The 20,367-nt window shown below is 71.0% G+C and carries 25 protein-coding genes, 1 pseudogene and 2 riboswitches; of the genes and pseudogenes, 13 read left to right on the top strand and 13 right to left on the bottom strand.

The genetic code is table 11. The features are described from left to right. Positions 1 to 18: 18 nt before the first annotated feature. Entirely contained in the window at positions 19 to 423 is a 405-nt protein-coding gene (locus tag H5411_RS16800) for an arsenate reductase ArsC (RefSeq protein WP_037359896.1), read from the bottom strand. Positions 424 to 451: 28 nt separating this feature from the next. Next, the gene (locus tag H5411_RS16805; RefSeq protein ID WP_051165952.1) at positions 452 to 1,093 is read right to left on the bottom strand and encodes an arsenate reductase ArsC; all 642 of its coding nucleotides are present in this window, start codon (positions 1,091 to 1,093) and stop codon (positions 452 to 454) included. A 112-nt stretch (positions 1,094 to 1,205) separates the two neighbouring features. Between H5411_RS16805 and H5411_RS16810 the strand changes: the two genes are divergently transcribed. Further along, a complete protein-coding gene (locus H5411_RS16810) occupies positions 1,206 to 1,616 on the top strand; it encodes an ArsR/SmtB family transcription factor (protein ID WP_063695767.1) in 411 nt (136 codons plus the stop codon). Between the two features lie 26 nt (positions 1,617 to 1,642). On the opposite strand, the gene H5411_RS16815 is transcribed toward H5411_RS16810, so the two are convergent. Next, positions 1,643 to 1,894, bottom strand: coding sequence for a hypothetical protein (locus H5411_RS16815; protein WP_143271432.1), 252 nt, complete (start codon positions 1,892 to 1,894; stop codon positions 1,643 to 1,645). Positions 1,895 to 1,911: 17 nt separating this feature from the next. Beyond that, a complete protein-coding gene (locus H5411_RS16820) occupies positions 1,912 to 2,466 on the bottom strand; it encodes a Chromate resistance protein ChrB (protein WP_037359894.1) in 555 nt (184 codons plus the stop codon). Positions 2,467 to 2,560: 94 nt separating this feature from the next. Here H5411_RS16820 and H5411_RS16825 point away from each other — a divergent pair, with 94 nt between their 5' ends. Both H5411_RS16825 and H5411_RS16830 read left to right on the top strand, forming a co-directional pair. Further along, positions 2,561 to 3,784, top strand: coding sequence for an MFS transporter (locus H5411_RS16825; protein WP_051165938.1), 1,224 nt, complete (start codon positions 2,561 to 2,563; stop codon positions 3,782 to 3,784). A 1,252-nt stretch (positions 3,785 to 5,036) separates the two neighbouring features. Further along, positions 5,037 to 5,381 carry a HEAT repeat domain-containing protein gene (locus H5411_RS16830; protein ID WP_101438011.1) on the top strand — a complete coding sequence of 115 codons (345 nt, stop codon included), beginning with the start codon at positions 5,037 to 5,039 and terminating at the stop codon, positions 5,379 to 5,381. A gap of 72 nt (positions 5,382 to 5,453) precedes the next feature. Here H5411_RS16830 and crcB (H5411_RS16835) read toward each other — a convergent pair whose 3' ends face one another. From crcB (H5411_RS16835) to H5411_RS16850, 4 genes are all read right to left on the bottom strand, one after another. After that, the gene (gene crcB / locus H5411_RS16835) at positions 5,454 to 5,822 is read right to left on the bottom strand and encodes a fluoride efflux transporter CrcB (protein ID WP_037359887.1); all 369 of its coding nucleotides are present in this window, start codon (positions 5,820 to 5,822) and stop codon (positions 5,454 to 5,456) included. Continuing rightward, entirely contained in the window at positions 5,819 to 6,160 is a 342-nt protein-coding gene (locus H5411_RS16840; RefSeq protein WP_037359885.1) for a DUF190 domain-containing protein, read from the bottom strand. Before H5411_RS16840 ends, crcB (H5411_RS16835) begins: the two co-directional genes overlap by 4 nt. A gap of 2 nt (positions 6,161 to 6,162) precedes the next feature. Next, positions 6,163 to 6,657 (bottom strand): fluoride efflux transporter CrcB, encoded by a 495-nt coding sequence (crcB, locus tag H5411_RS16845; protein WP_308196523.1) that lies wholly within the window; start codon positions 6,655 to 6,657, stop codon positions 6,163 to 6,165. Between the two features lie 172 nt (positions 6,658 to 6,829). Next, entirely contained in the window at positions 6,830 to 7,195 is a 366-nt protein-coding gene (locus tag H5411_RS16850) for a DUF190 domain-containing protein (RefSeq protein WP_037359883.1), read from the bottom strand. 197 nt (positions 7,196 to 7,392) lie between these two features. After that, positions 7,393 to 7,455, top strand: a riboswitch (Fluoride riboswitch). Between the two features lie 111 nt (positions 7,456 to 7,566). Here H5411_RS16850 and H5411_RS16855 point away from each other — a divergent pair. Both H5411_RS16855 and H5411_RS16860 read left to right on the top strand, forming a co-directional pair. Beyond that, positions 7,567 to 8,529 carry a respiratory chain complex I subunit 1 family protein gene (locus tag H5411_RS16855; RefSeq protein ID WP_037359881.1) on the top strand — a complete coding sequence of 321 codons (963 nt, stop codon included), beginning with the start codon at positions 7,567 to 7,569 and terminating at the stop codon, positions 8,527 to 8,529. Continuing rightward, positions 8,529 to 9,221 carry a hydrogenase gene (locus H5411_RS16860; RefSeq protein ID WP_183124309.1) on the top strand — a complete coding sequence of 231 codons (693 nt, stop codon included), beginning with the start codon at positions 8,529 to 8,531 and terminating at the stop codon, positions 9,219 to 9,221. Before H5411_RS16855 ends, H5411_RS16860 begins: the two co-directional genes overlap by 1 nt. 297 nt (positions 9,222 to 9,518) lie before the next feature. Here H5411_RS16860 and H5411_RS47600 read toward each other — a convergent pair whose 3' ends face one another. Beyond that, entirely contained in the window at positions 9,519 to 9,722 is a 204-nt protein-coding gene (locus H5411_RS47600) for a hypothetical protein (protein ID WP_238608422.1), read from the bottom strand. Here H5411_RS47600 and H5411_RS49320 point away from each other — a divergent pair. The 8 genes and pseudogenes from H5411_RS49320 to H5411_RS16895 all read left to right on the top strand — a co-directional run. Next, a pseudogene (locus tag H5411_RS49320) lies at positions 9,646 to 9,951 on the top strand (proton-conducting transporter transmembrane domain-containing protein); the annotation flags it as partial. The gene H5411_RS47600 and the pseudogene H5411_RS49320 sit on opposite strands and share 77 nt — an antisense overlap. A 97-nt stretch (positions 9,952 to 10,048) precedes the next feature. Further along, positions 10,049 to 10,687, top strand: coding sequence for a proton-conducting transporter transmembrane domain-containing protein (locus H5411_RS48475; RefSeq protein ID WP_275291606.1), 639 nt, complete (start codon positions 10,049 to 10,051; stop codon positions 10,685 to 10,687). Beyond that, entirely contained in the window at positions 10,684 to 12,144 is a 1,461-nt protein-coding gene (locus H5411_RS47610; RefSeq protein ID WP_183124310.1) for a hydrogenase large subunit, read from the top strand. The genes H5411_RS48475 and H5411_RS47610 overlap by 4 nt, the downstream gene beginning before the upstream one ends. Further along, on the top strand, positions 12,145 to 12,918 hold the full coding sequence (locus tag H5411_RS16875; protein ID WP_101438005.1) for an NADH-quinone oxidoreductase subunit B family protein: 774 nt from the start codon (positions 12,145 to 12,147) through the stop codon (positions 12,916 to 12,918). Next, positions 12,915 to 14,954, top strand: coding sequence for a proton-conducting transporter transmembrane domain-containing protein (locus H5411_RS16880; protein WP_101438004.1), 2,040 nt, complete (start codon positions 12,915 to 12,917; stop codon positions 14,952 to 14,954). Before H5411_RS16875 ends, H5411_RS16880 begins: the two co-directional genes overlap by 4 nt. Before the next feature lie 17 nt (positions 14,955 to 14,971). Then, positions 14,972 to 15,235 carry a DUF2180 family protein gene (locus H5411_RS16885; protein ID WP_158242506.1) on the top strand — a complete coding sequence of 88 codons (264 nt, stop codon included), beginning with the start codon at positions 14,972 to 14,974 and terminating at the stop codon, positions 15,233 to 15,235. Positions 15,236 to 15,417: 182 nt separating this feature from the next. Then, positions 15,418 to 15,711 (top strand): DUF3040 domain-containing protein, encoded by a 294-nt coding sequence (locus H5411_RS16890; RefSeq protein WP_101438002.1) that lies wholly within the window; start codon positions 15,418 to 15,420, stop codon positions 15,709 to 15,711. A gap of 343 nt (positions 15,712 to 16,054) precedes the next feature. Beyond that, positions 16,055 to 16,678: a phosphatase PAP2 family protein gene (locus H5411_RS16895; protein ID WP_101438001.1), complete on the top strand. Its 624-nt coding sequence runs from the start codon at positions 16,055 to 16,057 to the stop codon at positions 16,676 to 16,678. Positions 16,679 to 16,696: 18 nt separating this feature from the next. Here the strand turns inward: H5411_RS16895 and wzt are convergent, their stop codons facing one another. From wzt to H5411_RS16915, 4 genes are all read right to left on the bottom strand, one after another. Beyond that, a complete protein-coding gene (gene wzt, locus H5411_RS16900) occupies positions 16,697 to 17,575 on the bottom strand; it encodes a galactan export ABC transporter ATP-binding subunit Wzt/RfbE (RefSeq protein WP_101438000.1) in 879 nt (292 codons plus the stop codon). Then, positions 17,562 to 17,981, bottom strand: a complete 420-nt coding sequence (locus tag H5411_RS16905; protein WP_158242505.1) for a phosphatase PAP2 family protein — start codon at positions 17,979 to 17,981, stop codon at positions 17,562 to 17,564. The genes wzt and H5411_RS16905 overlap by 14 nt, the downstream gene beginning before the upstream one ends. Positions 17,982 to 18,080: 99 nt before the next feature. Then, on the bottom strand, positions 18,081 to 19,757 hold the full coding sequence (locus tag H5411_RS16910) for a dynamin family protein (RefSeq protein ID WP_158242504.1): 1,677 nt from the start codon (positions 19,755 to 19,757) through the stop codon (positions 18,081 to 18,083). Then, the gene (locus H5411_RS16915) at positions 19,754 to 20,224 is read right to left on the bottom strand and encodes an NUDIX hydrolase (protein WP_037359862.1); all 471 of its coding nucleotides are present in this window, start codon (positions 20,222 to 20,224) and stop codon (positions 19,754 to 19,756) included. Before H5411_RS16915 ends, H5411_RS16910 begins: the two co-directional genes overlap by 4 nt. Positions 20,225 to 20,271: 47 nt before the next feature. After that, positions 20,272 to 20,336, bottom strand: a riboswitch (Fluoride riboswitch). Positions 20,337 to 20,367 lie beyond the last annotated feature (31 nt).

The raw sequence follows: 20,367 nt of genomic DNA on the forward strand, positions 1-20,367 counted from the left end.
AGAACAGGTGTGAAGGAATCAGGCGTCGAGCAGTTCGGCGAGCAGGCCGCGGACCCGGCGGTCGATCTCGTCGCGGATCGGGCGCACCGCCTCCACGCCCCTCCCGGCCGGGTCGTCCAGCGCCCAGTCGAGGTAGCGCTTGCCCGGAAACACCGGACAGGTGTCGCCGCAGCCCATCGTGATCACCACGTCCGACGCCTCGACGTCGGCGGTGGAGAGCTTCGTCGGGATCTCCGCGGTGATGTCCAGGCCCCACTCGGCCAACGCCCGCGCGGCGGCCGGGTTCACCTGCTCCGCCGGCTCCGACCCTGCCGAGCGGACCGCGACCCGGCCCAGGCCGTGGTGCGCCAGCAGCGCCGCGGCCATCTGGGAACGGCCGGCGTTGTGCACGCACACGAACAGCACTTCCGGAACACGCGACACTAGGATTCCTTTCTCGGCAACGGAAAAATCACGGAGTCAGCTCGTCGAGCAGGCCGCGGACGCGGGCGTCCATATCGTCGCGGATGCGCCGCACCGCCGCCGGCGGCTGCCCGTCCGGGTCCGGCACCGCCCAGTCCAGATAGCGGCGGCCGGGGAACACCGGGCACGCGTCACCGCAGCCCATCGTCACCACCACGTCCGCCGCCCGCACCACCTCGTCGGTCAACGGCTTCGGATACGCCGACGTCAGCGACACGCCCAGCTCCGCCAGCGCCGCGGTGACCGTCTCCGGGATCTCCCGCGTCGGCCGCGACCCGGCCGAGCGCACCGCCACCCGGCCGAACGCGTGATGGTCCAGCAGCGCCGCCGCCATCTGCGACCGGCCCGCGTTGTGCACGCACACGAACAGCACCTGCGGCACCTCCACCCGCAACAGCCCCGACGCCCGGCCCCGGTCCAGCAGCCGCTCGCGCGCGAACCGCGCCGTCAGCGCCGGCAAATGCGTGCGCACCGTCGCCGACTCCGACAACAGCGCGTACGACTCGCGCACGAACCGCGCCACCGCCTCCCGCTCGAACGTCCCGCGGAACCGGTCCGCCAGCTCGTCCACGATCCGCTCGACCTGCGCGTCCGCGTCATGCACGGGCAAGCCGCCAGCAGGCAGCACCATCACCCACACCCCTTGGATCGACTTCTCTCAATCCAAGTGAACTCGATTGCATCGAACTTTGTCAATCCAGCAGGTATGGTCGACTACGGCACACGAACCGACGGGAGGACCCATGGCGGGCGAACACCGGCACAACCGCACCCCGGTCCCGGTCACCCTGCTGCTGGCCGAACCCGCCGCGGCCGTCACCGACACCGACGCCCACCAGGCCGCGGCCCTGTTCAAAGCCCTCGCCGACCCGCTGCGCATCCGGCTCGTGTCCCTCATCCGCTACTCGCCCGGCGGCGAAGCCTGCTTCTGCGACCTCGCCGAGGAATTCGCCATGCCGCAGCCCACCCTCAGCCACCACCTGCGCGTCCTCGTCTCCGCCGGACTGCTCACCCGCGAACGCCGCGGCACCTGGAGCTGGTACCGCCTCGTCCCCGAACCCCTGGAGACCCTCCGGGCACTGCTGGACACCGGCGGCCCGCTCGTCGACCAGATCGCGCCCGTCGCGGATACCGATCGCAACAAACGGTGCTGATCACCTCTCGCTGTCAATGCCCGTGGTCATCCTCCTGACATCGGCTCGTCGCCTTGCAGGCCAAGAGTCATGGCGCAACTGTTGCCGGTCGCGGCACGCGTGCCTCGGTGTACGACTGCGATTCCGGCGATCGCGAGCAACGCCCCTGCTGGTGCGCTGGCACGGAGTGCGGTGACGACTCCGCTTTCGGGCGCCAGCAACAGGATCGCAGCACCGGCCAGGACGACGTGCTGCCAGAGCTGAGCCAGGCTGAATGCCATCAGAACGGCCCGCGGCACCCGCCAAGGCGACCCGATCAGTGTCCGTCGGCGTCCGACGCGTACACCTTCGCCGCGTACTCCTCGAGCACCCGCTCACACCGTTCCAGCGCCCGGAGCGTCTCGGCGCGGCCAGGCGCGGCGAGGACGTCCCGTTCGGTGACCTTCGCCAGCCAGTTCCGCAGCTTGGTCAGGTCTTCCTCGTTCTCCTCGAGTTCCGCGTAGGTGAAGTGCTCGGCGGCGGTTTCCTTCTCGATTTCGGCCAGGAAGTCCTGGCACTTGTCGACGATTTCCTCGTACTCGTCGTCGCGAGCGGCCTGGAAGGTGGCGACGATGTCCGCCTGCCCGACGAGCGCGGTGCTCGTGAGCAGCTGCGCCGTTCCGCCCATTTCCACGATCTCGTGGCGCAGCTTCCGCAGCGCGCGTTCCGCTGCCGGTGCGGCCGGGAGAGTGGCGACGGAGTTCTGGAGATAGACGGCGCCGAGTCCTTTGAGGCGGCGCCACACCGTGGCTCGCAGGCGAGTCGGTTCCGGCGGGACCCGGTAGATCAGCAGCAGCCAGCCACGGGGGGCGTTCGTCTTCTGGTCGGGCACGGGCTCAGTCTGCCCGATCGTGCCGTCGCGTGCTGATGCGTAACGGCGGTTACTTTGCTACCGTAACGCGGTCGTCTTGAGGCGGTGGCGCGGTATGGCCGATAAGGCTCGCGGGCGGCGGTTGTCCGCCGGGTTGAAGTTCGTGCTGATGGTCGGCGTGATGAGCTTCTTCGCCGACTTCACCTACGAGTCGTCGCGCGCGGTCATCGGGCCTTTCCTCGGGCTGCTCGGGGCCGGTGCGCTGGCGATCGCAGTGGTCACCGGGTTCGGCGAGCTGCTCGGGTACGGGCTGCGGGTGGTGTCCGGTCGCGGGGCGGACCGCACCGGCCGGTACTGGCCGATCACGATCAGCGGGTACGTGTTGCAGATGTCGGTGGTCCCGTTGCTGGCACTGGCCGGAAGCTGGCAGGTCGCCGCGCTGCTGGTGATCCTCGAACGGGTCGGCAAGGCGATCCGCAATCCGCCGCGGGACGCGATGCTGTCCCATGCCGCGAAGCAGATCGGGTACGGCTGGGGTTTCGGCGTGCACGAGGCGCTCGACCAGTTCGGGGCCATGTTCGGGCCGCTGCTGATCGCGTTGGTGCTGGCGAGCAGCCGGCACGACTACCGGCTCGCGTTCGCCGTCCTCGCCGTGCCCGCCGCGATCATGCTCTGTCTGCTGGGCGTAGCGCGGCTGGTCTACCCGCGCCCGCAGGACCTGGAGCCCTCGACGGCCCCGGTGCAGGCGCACGGGTTCCCGCGGCGGTTCTGGCTGTATCTGGCCGCCGCGGCGCTGGTCGCGGCGGGCTTCGCCGACTTTCCCGTGATCGCGTTCCACTTCCAGCAGGCAGGCGCCGTGTCCGCCGACCTGACGCCGATCTTCTACGCCGTCGCGATGGCGGTCAGCGGCGCGGGATCACTGCTGTTCGGGCGGCTGTTCGACCGCTTCGGGATCGGCCTGCTCATCCCGCTGACCGTGGTCGCCGCGGCCTACGCGCCGCTGGCGTTCCTCGGCGGCTTCTGGCCCGCGCTGATCGGCATGTGCTTGTGGGGGCTGGGAATGGGCGTGCACGAATCGATCATCCCGGCCGCGGTGGCCCCGATGGTCCCGGCCGACCGGCGGGCCTCGGCCTACGGTCTGTTCACCGGCGTCTACGGCGTCGCGTGGTTCGCTGGCAGCGCGGCCATCGGTGCGCTGTTCAGCGTGTCCCTCACGATTGTGGTGCTGTTCTCGGTCGTGGCGCAGCTCGCCGCCGTCCCGCTGCTGATCCTCGTGCGCCGCAGGCACGAAGCATCGGACGGAACTTCGTCTGCGCCGCCTCGGCCAGCGCCGGGTTGAGTTCGACCTGGTGCTCGCCGGCCGGAGTGCGCACCGTCAGCCTTTCGCCGCTCGCGTCGAGGCCGGCGATGTGTTCCCGGGCGACAGCAAGGAGATTCACCCCGTGCCGCAGCGGCGCCCGGCCGGTCACGTGCCGCAGCACCACCAATTCGTACCGGGTCAGCACCACCTGCGCGGCGGGCCGGGTCCGCCGGTGCCGCCACCACCGGCCGCGAACCGATTCCGCGGCCGCCGACAGGCACCGCGGCGGCCGGGGGTCGCCGAGGCCGACCAGCAGCGAGTACGGAAGCTCCTCCCACTGGACGTGCTCGCCGGTGGCGGACATCGTCGACGCCCCGGTGCTCGCGAGCGCGTGGGCCCGCAGCCGGGTCAGCAGGTCGCCGACAGCGGGCCACGCGGGCGAGCGGTAGTGGATCGTCAGCTGGGTGCGGGCTCCGGTCAGTACCAGGCAGCCGTGTTCGCCCGCCAGCAGGTGCTCGGCGGCGACCAGCTCGGCGTAGGGGATCACGCCCACCACGCGGGGGTAGGGCAGATCGTCCACCCACTGCGCCACCCCGCGCGGGCCCATGCCCACGACCTGGTCCGGGACGCAGACCAGCCCGTCGGCCGCCGGTCGCGTCGCGGACGGCAGCACCAGCAGGTCGCCCGGGCGCGGCGGGCCGACGAGATCGGCGAGGTCCTCGGCCGCGTCCACCGGGAGAAACCGCGCGGACGACGGCCGGAAGGACCGCGCCGGGCCGCCGCCGAGCTCGGCGAGGTCGCGTTCGACCGGGATCTCCCACGGAGCGCACGGCGCGTCGAGGGAACTCACCGGCACCGCCCGTTTCGCGAACATCCCGACTCCTTCGCCAGCCCTCTCATGATAAGCCCGCGAGCACGCGAACAGATTCGCCGAACGTGTCCGCTTCGGCGACCGAGCCTCCGGCGCGCACGACGGTCCGCTTTCCCGTTCGCGACAGACCCATCCGACAACCCGCCCGCCGACCGCGACGACGTGGATGACCGGGCTCTCCGGGGAACCACCGGGTGCTGGCCACCGCCTGGTGCGCGCGAGCCGTTCGGCGGCCTCGTCCTGGGGGACGCGCCATTTTTCGCGGAGGCGGTGCGCTCTGCTCCGCGGGCTACCGGCGGCTGAGTGCCGTATGAAGCAGGCGCGGGGTGCGGCGAACTTCGTCACAGGGTCCCGCCCGTCCAGCCGGACGACGCGAGGAAGACCGGATGCCGTGGATTTGCCAGATGAACCAGTGCGACCGTGCTGGGTGCCTCCCCCGCGAAGGAGCCGCTGTGTGCCGTCGTGGCCGCCGACCTCGACTACGTCGACCGTCTGCTGTGGACGCTGCGGCACCCGCTGCCGGAGCGGCGGATCATCGCCGCCGAAATTCTGGGCGCCCGCAAGGAACACCGTGCTCTCGGCCCGCTGCGCACGCTGCTCGCCGAAGGACCCGACCCGTACCTGGCCACCGCCGTCTTGCAGGCGCTGGTCCGCATCGGCGGAGTCGGCGCGCACCGCGATCTGCTCGACAGTTACGCCTCCTGTGGCCCCGCACCCGCGAGACGGGCGGCGCTGAGCCTGCTGGGCCGTCCGCTGCCCGGATGACCGCCGGGTCGAGATCCGTTCGGCGCCGAGCCCGGAAGGAGACTCGGTCAGCGGTAACCCGTATTGCCGGGTTCAGCCCACCAGGGCGTGCAAGACGGTGTATCCGATCAGCGCCGCGCCCAGCCCGGCGATCACGCTGATGATCACGTTCATCGCGGCGTAGAAGTACAGTTTTTGCTCCAGCAGCCGCACCGTTTCGTAGCTGAAGGTGCTGTAGGTGGTGAGGGCGCCGCAGAAGCCGGTGCCGATCAGCGCCAGCAGCGGTGCGGGCAGCGCGGTTCCGGCTCCGGCGAGCCCGCCCAGGATCAGGCAGCCGGCGAGGTTGACGCTGAACGTGCCCCACGGGAACAGGCTGTCGTGCCGGTTCTGCACCGTGCGGTCGGTCAGGTAACGCAGCGGCGCGCCGACCATCGCGCCGACGAACACGAGCACGGCGGTCATGGGCGGCGGACTCCGTCGGTGCTCAGCACTTCGACCTCGTCCAGCAGGACGGCGCCCTCGCTGATCAGCTCGTCCAGTTCGGGCAGGAACGCGCGGATCTTGTCTTCCCGGTCGACGATCAGGATCGTGATCGGGAGGTCTTCGGACATGCTCAGCAGCCGGGTGGTGTGGATCATCGCGTGGATCCCGTAGCCCTCGCAGCCGCGCAGCACGGTGGCGCCGGCCAATCCGGCGTCCCGGGCGCGTTCGATGATCACCCGGTGCAGCGGCTTGTGGTGCCGGACGTCGTCCTCGCCGATGAAGATCGACATGCGCAGGGCGTATCCCGTGAGCTGCATGATCAGACCCTTTCTTCGGGTTGGCGGACGAGACTGGTCACGGTCCGGGTGAGCCAGACGGCGGCGATCACCGCGAGCAGCGCGCAGAGCAAAGTTCCCGCCAGGTAAGCGAAAGCGAGCCCGACGGTGTCCGGCTGCAGCAAGCCGCGCGTCTCCACCGCGTAGGTGGAGAAGGTCGTGAATCCGCCGAGCACGCCGACGCCGAGGAAGGGCCGCACGAGCCGGTGCGCGGGCCACACCTCGGTGATGAGCACCATGAGAACGCCGATCAGGAAGCAGCCGGCGACGTTCGTGCCGAAGGTGGCCCACGGGAAGCGGCCGGGCGCAGTGGGCAGCAGCGTGGCCAGGCCGTAGCGGGCCAGTGCCCCGAGACCACCGCCGACCGCGATGAGGACGAGCACCAATCCGTGCGTGCGGAAGAGTTCCCGGCGCTGTGCCGGTACTTGGAGATCGACATCCGGGTCGATCGGGTCGGTCACGTCGACCTCATTGCTCACGCACGCCTCCTGCTTGTCCTGGGCACGACACTGGTCAAGCAGGGACTGTTGGCGGCGGGCAGAGCCGCGGTTCTTCCGGGCTGACCCCGAAGCGGCGAGCCCCACCGCCGCAGCTCCAGTCTAGCCGAGCCGGCGTCCGCGGGCCCGCGGGCTGTGCCGGGTTTCACCCGCGTCAGCTCACGGACCACCAATGCGACTGCTTCGGCGCGGATTCGGTGTAGCGGATCGTTTCCACTTCGTCGACCACGATCAGGCCGCTGATTTCGAGGTCGTCCAATTCGGACAGGAACGCCCGGATCTTCTCTTCGGAGTCCACGATCAGCACCAGCAGCGGCAGGTGCTCGCTCAGCCGGAACACGTGCTGGGTGTGGATCCGCGACGACACGCCGTAACCCTCGAAGCCGCGCAGGACGCTCGCGCCCGCGAGACCGGCCTTGTGCGCCCGGTGCACGATTTCCACGTATGTCGGCTTGTGGTGCCAGATGTCGCCGTCGCCGAGGAAGATCGACAGTCGCAGCGCCCTTTTGGTGATCTTCACAGCGGTCCTCCTGGTCCGGCGCGGCAAGCATCGGCCAGGAAGCCATCAGCCTCGGCGGAGGCGGTTCGGGCACACACGAGCCCCGGCGGGATCCATCGCCGCGTCCAGTACAACCGCTCGGGGACCCGGCGGTCAAGAACCCATCCGGGTCCGCGGCGGCGCACGGGCTTGCGCGACGTCGCCGTGGTGGTCACACTGGGAACACAGGCGATGGGGCTCGCCTTAACCGCGGATCCTCCGCTAATGGCCTCTACCGCACCACCTTCGTGTTCGCACGCTGGCAGGCCGGTAGAGGAGGTCCGGGTGGACGAGGATTCCGAAGGCTCCGCAGTCCCCGATCATCAGCTCGCTCCCCGGCTCGGGGAGCGATCGTGAACCCGCCGGTGCCGATCCCGCTCGTGCAGCTGGCGCAGGCGCTGACTGTGCTGGTCGCCGCGCCCGGGGTGTCCGGCGTGATCGCGCGGGTGGAATCGCGGCTGCAGGGACGGCGCGGCACCCGCTTGCTCCAGCCGTACTACGACCTGGGCAAACTGTTCCGCAAGGAATCCCTGGCTCCGAACGGAGCGAGCTGGGTCTTCCTGGTCGCCCCGATCGGCGCGATGGCGTGCTACCTGACCGTGCCGCTGCTGATCCCGGTGCTCACCACGTTCCCGTTGCCGCTGGGGTACATGGGCGACATCCTCGGCGGCGGGTTCGTGCTGGCGCTCGCCAGCTTCGCGGTCGCGGTGGCCGCTGCCGAAACCGGTTCGCCCTACGCGCAATTGGGAGCCAGCCGGACCAAAACCTTCGGCGCGATCACCGAACCGGTGGTGTTGTTCGTGGTCTTCACCGTCGCGCTGGTGACCGGAACCGACCTTCCGTACGCGCTGGCCGAAACCGTCCGGTCCTCGGCCGAGCAGATCGTGCGTCCGGCGCACCTGCTCGCCGCGGCCGCGCTGCTGCTGGTGATCCTGGCCGAAACCGGCAGGATCCCGGTAGAAACGCACACCGGGACCAACGAGTTCGGCATGATCGAGGAAGCCCGGGCGTTCGAGCACTCCGGCCCGTACCTGGCGATGCTGCGCTGGGGATCGGCGATGAAGCAGCTGATCCTCTTCACCATCCTGATCAACGTGTTCATCGCCCCGTGGGGGCTGGCCGCCACGCCCGGGATCGGGAACGTGGCGCTCGCGATCGCGGCGCTGCTGGGCAAATGCGCGGTGCTCGGCGTCCTGATCGCGGTGATCGACAACTCGTTCGCGAAGCTGCGGCTGTTCAAGATCACCGAGTTCGTCGCGGCGGCGTTCCTGCTCGCGGTGCTGGCCGTGTTCACCCTCTACTTCGGAGGCGGCTGATGAACGTCCTGGCCGCGGACCCCGCCGCCGTCGCGCCGCCCGGAGTGTATGCCGGAGTGGCGAACGGGCTGGCGGTGCTGGTGCTGCTGACCGAGTTCGCGATGCTGCGGACCGCGTTGCTGCGCGCGCAAGTCCGGGTGTATGCCGCGCAGTCGCTGCTGGTGTCCCTGCTCGCGGTGGTCGTCGCGGTCGTGCGGGACGTGCCGGAGCTGTACGCCCTGGCGGCGTTGTCCTTGGCGCTCAAGGTGATCGTCGTGCCGTGGCTGGTGCTGCGGATGCTGCGCACGGCGGGCACCGAGATCGCCGGCAGCGGCGCGCTCGGCGTGGCCAGCGAGGTGCTGCTGGCGGTCGCGGTGGCGGCGTTCGGGTTCTTCGCGACCGGGCGCTTCCAAGTCACCAGCCCCGCGCTCCCGGAAACCGCGCTCGCGCTGTCGGTCGCGGTGATCCTGGTGGCGTTCGTGCTGATGATCGTGCGCCGTGACGTGGTCTCGCAGGCGATCGGGTTTTTCTCGCTGGAGAACGGAGTTTCCCTGGCCAGTCTCGTGGTCGCTGCCGGGATGCCGTTGATCCTCGAGGTGGCGTTCCTGTTCGACCTGCTGGTCGCGGTGGTCGTGTTCGGGGTGCTCATGCAGGTCCACCACCGCCGATCGGAATCGCTGTCCACCCGCGACCTCACGAAGCTGAGGGGGTGAGGCTATGCCGGTCGTCCTCGTCCTGCTGACCGCTCTCCCGCTGGTGTCCGCCCTTGGCGCGCTCCCGGCCCGCGTCCGGGCGAGCGAGACGCTGAGCCTGCTCACCGCGCTGGCTAGCCTCGGCCTCGCCGTCGTGCTGGTGCCCGCGGTCGTGCGCGGGCCGGTGCAGTTCGGGATCCTCCGGGCCGACGCGGTGTCGGTCGTGTTCCTGCTCGGCACCACTTTCCTCTACGCCGCGACCGCGGTGTACTCGATCGGCTATCTCCAGTCCGAACGCGACCGTCCGGGATTCGCCCGCTACGCCCGGAGATTCCACATCGGACTGAACCTGTTCGCCTGGTCGATGATGTGCGCGCCGCTCATGGACGGCCTCGCCCTGCTGTGGATCGCGGTGGAGATCACCACCGTCGTGTCGGCGCTGCTGGTGGCGCTGGACGACACCGACAACGCCGCCGAAGCCGCGTGGAAGTACGTGCTGCTCGCCTCCGCCGGTCTAGGCATCGGGCTGCTCGCCACGATTGTCATGTACTACGCCGGCTCCACCGTCCTCGGCTCGTCCTACGACGTCGCGTTCGCGCCCCTGCTCACCGCCGGGAAAACCTTGCCGCACAACGCCGTTCAGCTGGCGTTCGTGCTCGCCGTCGTCGGGTTCGGCACCAAGGTCGGGCTCTTCCCGGTGCACACCTGGCTGCCGGACGCGCATTCCGAGGCGCCGACGCCGGTCTCGGCGATGCTGTCCGGCTCGCTGCTCGCGGTGAGCTTCTACGCGGTGCTGCGCTATTACCAGGTCGCCGCCGGCACGCTCGGCTCCGGCTTCCCCCCGAACGGTGCTGCTCGTGTTCGGCGTCCTCACCCTGCTGCTGGCCGCGCTGTACCTGCTGGAGCAACGCGACCTCAAACGGCTGCTGGCCTACTCCAGCGTCGAGCACATGGGCATCCTCACGATCGGCATCGGGCTCGGCGCGCCCTTGGCACTCGCCGGAGTCCTGCTGCACGTGGTCGCCCACGCCGCGGCGAAAGGCAACGCCTTCTTCGGCGCCGGGGTGCTGGTCCGCAAGTACGGCACCAAGGACACCGGCACCATCCGGTCCTGTTTGGACACTTTGCCGTGGACGGCGCCGCTGTTCCTGTTCGCGATACTGGCGTTGTCGGCGATGCCGCCGTTCGGGCTGTTCCGCAGCGAGTTCCAGATCGTCGCCGGCGGGCTCGCCGGCGCCCACGACACGGTCACCGTGGTCCTCGTCGTGCTGGTCACGCTGGCTTTCCTCGGGCTGTCGGTGGCGACGACGCGGATGCTCTTCGTCCGCGGCGGCACCGAGCTGCCGGTGCGCGGGGAGCCGAGTGCCTGGATGGTCGCGCCGATGGTGGCCGGGCTGCTGGTGCTGATCGTGCTCGGCGTGCACCCGCCAGCGGACTTCGCCGATCTCCTGGCCCGCGGAGTGGCCGAGCTGGGAGGCGGGACATGAGCCGGGAGGAGATCTTCGCCCGGATCGGCGACGGGGCGCGGTTCGCCGCCCTGATCGGCGACGGCGACCTCACCGAAGGCGTGACCCTGCACGTGCTGCTGGCCCGGCCGGGCGGCATCGACGTCGCAGACCTGCGGCTCCTGCCCGGCACCGGCGCCTATCCCGCGCTGACGCCGAGGATTCCCTCCGCGTTCTGGTACGAGCGCAAGCTGCATGACTTGTTCGGCGTGGTCCCGCAGGGCCATCCGCGGCTCGACCCGCTCGTGCTGCCGCACCCGGACGACAACGAACCCCTGCCCAGCCCCGGCGCCGCGTTCCACCCGTCCCACGTCGAGCCGGACGAGCGCGCGCTGCCCAGCCACGTGATGGGCACCGGCCTGTTCAGCCTCCCGCACGGTCCCGTCCGCTCCGGGGTGTTCGAATCGGTGGAGTACGTCGTCGAGACCCCGGGCGAGGACATCCCGCACGTGAACGTCCGCCCGCACTTCAAACACCGCGGCCTGGAAGTGCGCTTCGAAGGAATGGCCCCGAATCACGCGGTTCTGCTGGCCGAACGGGTCGAGGGAATCGCCTCCGTCGCGCATGCCCTCGCGTTCTGCCACGCCGTCGAGGAACTCGCCGATGCGCAGCCGCCGCTGACCGCACAGCTGGTGCGCGCGCTGCACGCGGAACTCGAACGCATCGCCAGCCACCTCGACGTCGCCATGAAACTCGCCGACGCCGCCGGCCTCGCGGTCGCCGTCGCCCGCTTCGGCTGGCACAAGGAGCGCACGCTGCGGCTGGTGTCCGCGTTGTGCGGCAACCGATTCGGCCGCGGTGTCGTGATTCCCGGCGGAGTACGCGCGCTTCCGATGCTCGGCCGCGAAGACCTCCGGTCCCGAATGGACGCTCTCCGCCGCGCCGTCTCCGCCGACGCCGAGGCGTTGATGCAGACCGCGTCGTTCCTCGACCGGCTGCGCGGAACCGGGCCGCTGGACGAGGATTTCGCCCTGGAGCACGGTCTGCTCGGCCCGGTCGGACGGGCCGGCGGCACCGGCGACGACACCCGGTGGGACCGGCCCTACGACGCCTACCCCAAGCTCAGCCGCACGCCCGGGCCGCGCCGCAGCGACGGCGACGCGATGGCCCGGCTGCGGGTGCGGTGGGACGAGGTCGCCGAGTCGTTCGACCTGCTTGCCCAGATCGTCGAACTGCTCGGCGACCGGCCCGACGAGACGCTGGCCGCCCCGGTCGGCCCGGTCGCCGGTCAGGCGGTCGGCTGGGCCGAAGCACCGCAGGGCGAAGTGCTGTACTTCCTCGACGCCGAGCGCGACGGGCGGCTGCGGCGATGCGCGCCGAGGTCAGCGTCGTTCCACAACCTCGCCGTGTTCTCCCAGGCGTTCCACGGCGACATCCTGACCGATTTCCCGTTCATCGAGGCCAGTTTCGGCCTCTCCATAGCCGGGGTGGCGATGTAGATGCCTTGGGTTTTCCGCGGCTTGCGCGACGGGATCGTCACGACCGGACACCCCCGGCGGCCCGACGCCGACGACGTCCGCTCGATCGCCCGCACGGTCGGCGAAACGGCCTGGGACCCGGGGCTGGACGAGCTGTGTCCCACCGGCGCGATCCAGGATGACCACGGCCGGGTCCGGCTCGACCAGGGCCGGTGCATCGGGTGCGGTGCCTGTGTCGCCGCCCGGCCCGACCGGTTCGGCTGGCAGGACGGCAACGACGTCGCCCGGCTCTCCCGGGAAGCCCTCGTGGTGCCCGAACTGGCCGAGACCGATGCCGAACTGCGCCGTCTTCGTGCCGCGTTGTCCCGGCGCACCAGGGCATTCCGCCGGTCCGTCCACATCAGACACGTCGACGCGGGCTCGGACGGCGCCGAGGAATGGGAAGTACTCGCCTTGCTCAACCCGGTCTACGACGTGCACCGGCTGGGGATCTTCTTCACCGCCAGCCCCCGCCACGCCGACCTCCTGCTCGTCACCGGCGCCGGAACGCACGGGATGGCCGCGCCGCTGGCCCGCACGCTGGAGGCGCTGCCGCGTCCGCTTGCGGTCATCGCCGTGGGCGCCGACGCGATCAGCGGCGGCCTGGTCTCGCCCTCCTACGCCACTGCCGGCGGCATCGGCGACCTGCTCCCGGTCGACGTGTGGGTGCCGGGGTCGCCGCCGAGCCCGTTCCGGCTGCTGCACGCGATCCTGCTGGCCACCGGCCGGCTGACCGGGACGAGGCGAACGCGATGACGGCCGTCCTGATCGCCGCGCTCGGCCTGCTCGGCCTCGCGCTGCTGGCCGATCTGGTGCTCGGCGTCCGGCACGCTTGGGCCCGCCCCCTGCCTTATCTGCTCGGCGCCGCGGCCGCGACCCTGCTGACCATCGTCGGCGCCGCCGGGCTCACGGGGCACCCGATCCGGCTGAGCCTCGACGCGTTCCTCGGCTTCGGCGCGGCCGACCTGACCGTCGACCGGCTCTCCGCACTGTTCCTCGTAATCAGCTTCTCCGTCGCCGTCCCGGTCTCGCTGGCGTGCGCGGACTGGGCGGTCCGGCCGCACCGCGTCCGGGCAAGGGGCCTCAGCTGCGCCTATGCGCTCGCCTTCGCGTCGATCGCGGTCATCGTCACCGCCGACCACGTGTTCGTGTTCCTGTTCGCCTGGGAGACGCTGACCGTCGCCTTCTACCTCATGACCGCCCACCAGCGCGGCTGCACCGCGACACCGGCGATCGTCACCATCGCACTCGGCAAGGTCAGCGGCGCGGCACTGCTGGTCGGCCTGCTGCTGCTCGCCGCCCAAAGCCGCAGCTTCTCCTTCCCCAGCTTCACGACGCTGCCGCACACCGGCGTCCGCGACGCGGCCTACGCCTTGCTGGTGCTCGGTTTCGCGGTCAAGGTCGGGCTGGTCCCGGTGCACGTGTGGATGCCGCGCGGCTACCGCGCCGCACCGGGACCGTTGCGCGCGGTCATGGCCGGAGTCGCGGTGAACGTCGGGTTCTACGGCCTCTGGCGGACCCTCGCGCTCCTGCACCAGCCGCCGCCCTGGCTCGCCGTCGTCGTGCTCCTGCTGGGCGGCGCGACCGCGCTGCTGGGCATCGCGCACGCCACCGTGCAAACCGATCTCGCCGAGGTGGTCGCCTACTCCAGCGTGGAGAACGCCGGGCTCATCACGGTCGGCTACGCGGTCGCGATGATCGGCGCCGCCGCCTCGATGCCGCCGCTGATCGCGGTCGGGCTGCTCGCCGCCACCCTGCAAACGATCGCGCACGCACTGGCCAAATCGTTGTTGTTCACCGCCACGGCCGGGATCGAGGACGCGACCGGCACGACCGAACTCGACGACCTGCGCGGCGTCGGGCACCGTCTGCGGTTCTCCGGCACGGGGCTGGCGATCGGCGCGCTCACCCTCGCCGGGCTGCCGCTGACTGCCGGGTTCGTGTCCGAGTGGTTCCTGTTGGAGGCGCTGATGCAGCAGTTCCGGCTTGGCGCGCTCGGCTACACCCTGCCGCTCGCCGTCACCGGCGCGCTGGTCGCGCTCACTGCGGGCTTCGCCGCCGTCGCTTTCGTGCGCATCGTCGGGCTCACCGTGCTCGGCCCCCGCGGACCGCGCGACGCGGAACTGGCCCGGGACACCGGCCCGCTCGGCAAGCTCGCCCTCACCGCCCTCGGCGCCGGCTGTCTGGCGGTCGCCGCCGTCGCGCCCCTCCAGGTGCGGGTCATCGCCGCCGGGCTCGGCCCGATCGTGCCCCGCGACGCCACCGGGTCCGCGATCAAGGGGCCCTGGGTGCTGCAACCGGTGTTCCCCGGCTTCTCCATCCTCTCCCCGTCCTGGCTCGCCGTCGTGCTGCCGGCGCTGCTGGCCGGGGCCGGACTCCTGTGCCTGGTGTTCGCGCGGGGCCGCATGTTCGCCGTCCGCCGGGTGCCCGCGTGGCGTTCGGCGACCGGCGGGGTCGAAGGCGAGAACCAGTACAAACCCTTCGCCTTCACCAACCCGACCCGCAAGGTCCTGGCGAACGTGCTGCTGACCCGCGCCGAACTGCGCACGGTCGAACGCCAGAGCGGCGGCCGGGACGACGACCCGCGCCCCGACGCCGCCGGCGCCCACCTCGGCTACACCTCCGACGTCGTGGAAGCCGTCGAACAGTTCCTCTACCGGCCGCTGCTGCGCCCGCTGCGCGCCGCCGTCCGCACCGCCAAACGCCTCCAGAACGGACGGCTCGACGCCTATGTCGGCTACCTGCTGATCGCCTTCGTCGCCGTGCTCGCCCTCGTGCTCATCCTCGCCTGACCAGAAAGGACAACCCCGTGCACTGCCTCGACTGCTCTCTCGCCAATGAAACGCGCCCCGCCGTGGGAATCTGCACCACCTGCGGCGCCGCGGTCTGCCGCGACTGCGTCCGCGTCGGCCACAACTCCGTCCCGCACTCCACCGGCTTCAGCTCCGCAGACCTGGCCTTCACCGAAATCCGGCAGTTGGCCTGCCTGCCTTGTGCCACCGCGTTGTCCGCCCGGCACGCCCGCGAGTACGGCTTCGCGCCGCCGACTCTCCCGCCCGTCGAAACGCAGTAGACTCCGCCACGCGCATCAGCGCCCGGCGGTGGGGCTCGCCGGACCCAACCGCGGCCGTGCGCCGCCAACAGCCCCTGCCTGGTCCGACGATCGCTGCGATCACACAGGCAGGGAGGCCACGGGTGGCAACTCTGGTCATGCTCCGCGGTTTTGCGCCCCTCTGCTACGACGTGTAGCCGGCCATGGCACTGCGCGATCACGAACAACAGCAGCTCGACGAGATCGAGCACGAGCTTGTCCGGGAAAACCCGCGGCTGGCCCGGCGCTTCGCTGCGTTTCACCCGGTGCGCCTGTCCACGCTCGCCGCTGCCGCCGCGGGTCTGCTCACCCTGCTGGCCACCGAGCTGGTGATCACGGTCGTCGGGATCGGCATGGGCTCCCCCGGGCCGATCGTGGTGGGCGCTCTGCTCACCGCCTTGGTCCCGGCGACGCTCATCCGGCACTTCACCTGCGGCTGGAAGCAAGGCAACAGTTAGGTCTGGAAAATAACGACAGTTAGCATCCCCAAGATCGGTGCCCCTGCCGCCGCACGCTAGCCTGACCGCTTCCCTGAACCGGCGACCTGCGAGGACGGCAGCACGTGAGCATGATCGACATCGCTCAGGCGATCGTCCGGGACCGGTCGCCGGCCGCGATCTCGCACCTCAACCAGGAGCGATGCCGCCTGCCGAGGCCGCGCGCCTGCCGGCAGGCGACCGCCCGGACCCCATCCCGCTACGATGACGAGAATCTACAACCATGTAGATGAAGACGGAGGAGTCCGCCCCCCGTCGCAAGCACCAGCCCACCGCTCGCCACTGCCCAGAAAGACCACCTGCCATGGCTCCCAGTTCCCCCTTCCGGCTCGCCTTCGACGGCTCGACCGTCGACGGCTCGTGGTTCACCTCGGTGACCGACTTCGCGCGGCACACCGCCTGGCTCAACGCTCCGGCCGAAGCCTGGACCCAGTACGGACTGGGGGTCTTCGCCGTGCTGATGATCGTGGGCTGGTGGCAGGCCCGGCGCGCGGACGCGGCCACGATGACCGCCGCCCTCGTCGCCCCCGTCTGCGTTCTGGTCGCCTTCGTCGTCGCCGAGGTCGTCAAGTCCGGCGTCGCCGAACTGCGGCCCTGCCGTTCCCTGCCGAACGCCTTCATCGTCGAAGCCTGCCCCGCACTCGACGACTACGCCTTCCCCAGCGGCCACTCCACCGTCGCCGCCGCCACCGTCGCGGCCCTGTATCTGGTCAGCCGCCGGCTCTGCGCCATCGCCGCCTTGTTCGCCCTCGCGGAAGGAGCCTCCCGCGTCTACGTCGGCGCGCACTACCCGCACGACGTCGCCGGCTCGTTCGTCGTCGGTCTCCTCGTCGCCCTCGCCGCCAGCGTCGTCCTGCGCCGGGTGGCCTCCGGGTATGTCGAGACCCTGCGCACCGGACGCCTCCGGCCGCTCCTGGCGGTCAGCTGACCGATTCCTATCGGCTGGTCACAGATCCTCGTGCAGCACTTCTCCCGGAGTTTCCCGGTCCGGGGCGACGACACGGGGATGCACAAGCTGAAGGACACGGTCGGCGGCGATCGGATCGTCGGCGGCCCGGCGCTGCTGGGGTTCAGCGTCCGCCCGGCCTGAGCTACCCGTGTAGGCGCGCACCACGTCTGTCGCGGGGCCGGCTCGCACGATGCGCCCGGAGTCCAGCCACAGCGCCGAATCGCAGAGGTCGAGCAGGAACTCCTCGGTGTGCGAGGCGAACACCAGCAGCCCGCAGCGCGCGACCAGGTCGTGCAGCCGTGCCCGGGCGCGTTCGAGAAAGTCCGCGTCGACCGCGCTGATGCCTTCGTCCAGCAGCAGGATCTCCGGGTCGATCGACGTCACCACGCCCAGCGCCAGCCGCACCCGCATGCCGGTGGAGTAGGTGCGCAGCGGCATCCGCAGGTAGTCGCCGAGTTCGGTGAAGTCGGCGATCTCGTCGATCCGGGCCCGCATCCGGCGGCGGGTCATGCCGAGGAACATGCCGCGCACGACGATGTTCTCCAGTCCGGAGATTTCCGGGTCCATGCCGAGGCCGAGGTCGAACACCGGCGCCACCCGGCCGGTGCGCCGCGCGGATCCGCGGGTGGGTTCGTAGATCCCGGCCACCAGCCGCAGCAGGGTGGACTTGCCCGCGCCGTTGTGCCCGACCAGCCCGACGCGGTCGCCCTCGGCCAGCGAGACGGTGATGTCCCGCAACGCCGTCACGATCGGCACTTTCGCCCCGGTCCGGATCGTCCCGCCGGCGGAGGTGAGCACGCGTTTCTTCAGCGAGCGGGACTTCGCGTCGAAGATCGGGAACTCCACGAAGGCGTGGCACAGCTCAACGCCGGCCATTCCGGCGCCTCCCGCCCGAGAGCGCCAGTGCCGCCGCCGCGAATGCCCAGCCGGCCAGCACGTCGGTGGGCCAGTGCACGCCGAGCACGATCCGGCTGATCCCGACGGCCGCCGCGACCGGCACCGCGACGATTCCCGGCCGGCGCAACAGGTTCACGGCGACCAGACCCGCACCCAGCGTGCCGAGAGTCGTGTGCCTGGAAGGAAAACTCGGGCCGGACCATTCCGTGCGCCACAACCGTTCCGGCGGACGCGGCCGGTCGATCAGATCGGCCAGGCCGCGTCGCAGTGCAGCCGCGACCGCGAGCGTGACGATCGGCGCGGCCCGCCCGCCGGATCGCGTCAGGAGGCACGAGGCGCCGACCGCGGCCCAGGCGACCGGAGTCTCCCCGAGCGTGGTCACCATCTGAGCGCACCGCACCGCGGACCGCGGTGTCTGCCCGTGGACCCATTCCAGGACCTGGAGTTCCGTCTGCCGCCAGCGCGCACATCCGATCATGGCGGCTCACCGTGCCGCGGCGCTGAGGACGGTGGTGTCAAGCTCGCGTACGGCCTGGTCGAGCACGCTGATCTGCTCGCCGAGTTCGTCGAGCTGGACGTCCGGACCGGCACTCTCCCGGCGCGCGGCTTCGGCGAGTCCGCGTTCGAGTGCGGCGAGCTGGGCCCGCCAGATCTCCGCGAGCGCGCGTTCGGTCCCGCATGCGTTGTCCTGCAACCAGTCCTGCAGCGCAGAGCGGGCGCGCCCGAACGGCCGGGGCACGGCATTCGCCGCCCAGTCGACCAGGTGACGGTGCAACCGCTTGCGGCGGATCGCTGCCGGCAGGCGGTGTGCGAGTGCCGTGGTGACCAGTTCCCGCCAAACGACCTCCGGGCCGAGTTCGAGTACCGGCAACCGTGGCGCGGCAGCGGTTTCCGGCATCGGCACCTCGTCCAGCCGGATTCCGAGCACCTCGGCCGCGGCCTGCCGTGACCGCGCGAGATCCGCAGTCAGACCGGACAACGCCTGCCGGGCGCCGGCGTGCATGGCCGTCTCCAACTCCGCGCCCAAGCGGTTGAACCACTCCGCGCAGCGCCCGGCCGCCAGGTCGCCGATCCGGTGCCGGACGAGATCTGCTGCGGTCTCGGGGCGCGCGGGCTGTTCCGGCAACGCGGCCCCCAGCACTTCCCGCGTGGCCGCACGCGCCGCGCCGACCGCACGCTCGTGTGCGGCATCCAAGTCTGCCCGCGCCCGCCGCGCCGCACCGTGCAGATGGTCCACGGCGGCCGTTTCCGCGACCCGGGCGTTGTCGAGTATCGCCCGCAGGGCGCGCACCGCACCCGCACTGTCCTCAGTGGACCGTCGGATCAGCTCGTACTCGATCCGCAGGCCGTCCAGTACCGCGGTCGTTTCCCGGCGCAGCGCACGCGCGGTCGAGGACACGACGTCCGCTTCGCCGCAGCGTGCGATCCGTTCCCCGAGCCACGCGACCAATTCCGTCGGCGCGCCGGTGCGCAACGAGACCGGCAGCACCGGGACGTCCGAGCCGAGCGGTCCGGCGACCGCGGCCCGGGTGAACGCGACGATCTCGGCCAAATCGCCGGGCCGCACCAGGTCGGTTTTGTTGACCAGCACCGCCGCGGCCGCCGCGGTCGTCATCACCTCTGCGGCCAGCGTCAGCTCAGCCTGCGAGACAGGCGGATCGGCGGCCACCACGAGCACGGCGAGGTCCACGCTGTCGCGCGCCCGCGCGGCTTCCTCGGTGTTGGCCTGATGTACAGATCCGGTGCCGGGCGAGTCGACCACTTCGGTGCCTGCTGGGAGACAGGCCGACGGCGCTGAGATCCGCACGGTGTCCACCTGCCGGACGTTGCCGGGGTTGCCGCGTTCGCTGACCAGCTCGGCGACCTCGTCCAGCCCGATCGGACGGCTGCGGCCGTCGCGGTAGCGGACCTCGGCATCCACAGTGGACGCGACGGTGACGGTGGTCGCGACCGACGTCACCGGCAGTGCGCCGGTCGGCAGCAAGTCGCGGGCGAACAGCGTGTTCACCAAGGTGCTCTTGCCGCGCTTGGCCTCGCCGAGCACGAGCACCCGGACCTGCCCGGACAAGGCACGGGACACCGCGTCGTCCACCACTCGCGCCCGTTCGACCGGGAGATACCGCCGGACCAGGTCGGCCAGGTTCGCCAGCGCGGCAGTCACGACGATCGCCTCGCCTCGGCCGGCGCCGGGCGCCACACGTTGCCCAGGTAGGCGGCAGTCCGCTGCGCGCCACCCGCATGGAAGCCGCGCAGATACCCGCCGATCGGAGGCCGCAGCTCCAGCGACAGCACGTGTTCCAGCCGCACGAACCGCGGCACCAGGCCGTCCTCGACCCCGTGCGGCTCGGCGTCCGGGTCGTCGGTCTCGGCGTGCAGCACGATCTCGACCAGGTGCTGGCCGTAACGCGAATTCGTTGCCTCCAGCACGAACGCGACGCCCGTCGGCGTGACCGCGAGACCGGTCTCCTCGCGCACTTCGCGGCGCACGCACGCGCCGACGGACTCCCCGTCCTGTTGCGTGCCGCCGGGCAGCACCCAGTCGGTGATCCGCTGGCACAGCAGGACGTGGGCGTCGCGCAGGATCAGGCCGGTGCAGCGCAGGTTGACGGGTTTGGCGTCCAGCCCCATGGCTTCCTCCTCGTCCGGTCGCCCGGCAGAATGCTGCGCGGACGCGGTCGCGGGTAGAAGCCATCAGCGCCGGACGGCGCGAATCACGGCGAGCCCCATCGCCGGTCGCGGTGCCGAGCACCACGGACTGATCCACGGTAGCA

The organism is Amycolatopsis echigonensis, from assembly GCF_014174495.1.
Taxonomy (GTDB): Bacteria; Actinomycetota; Actinomycetes; order Mycobacteriales; family Pseudonocardiaceae; genus Amycolatopsis; species Amycolatopsis echigonensis.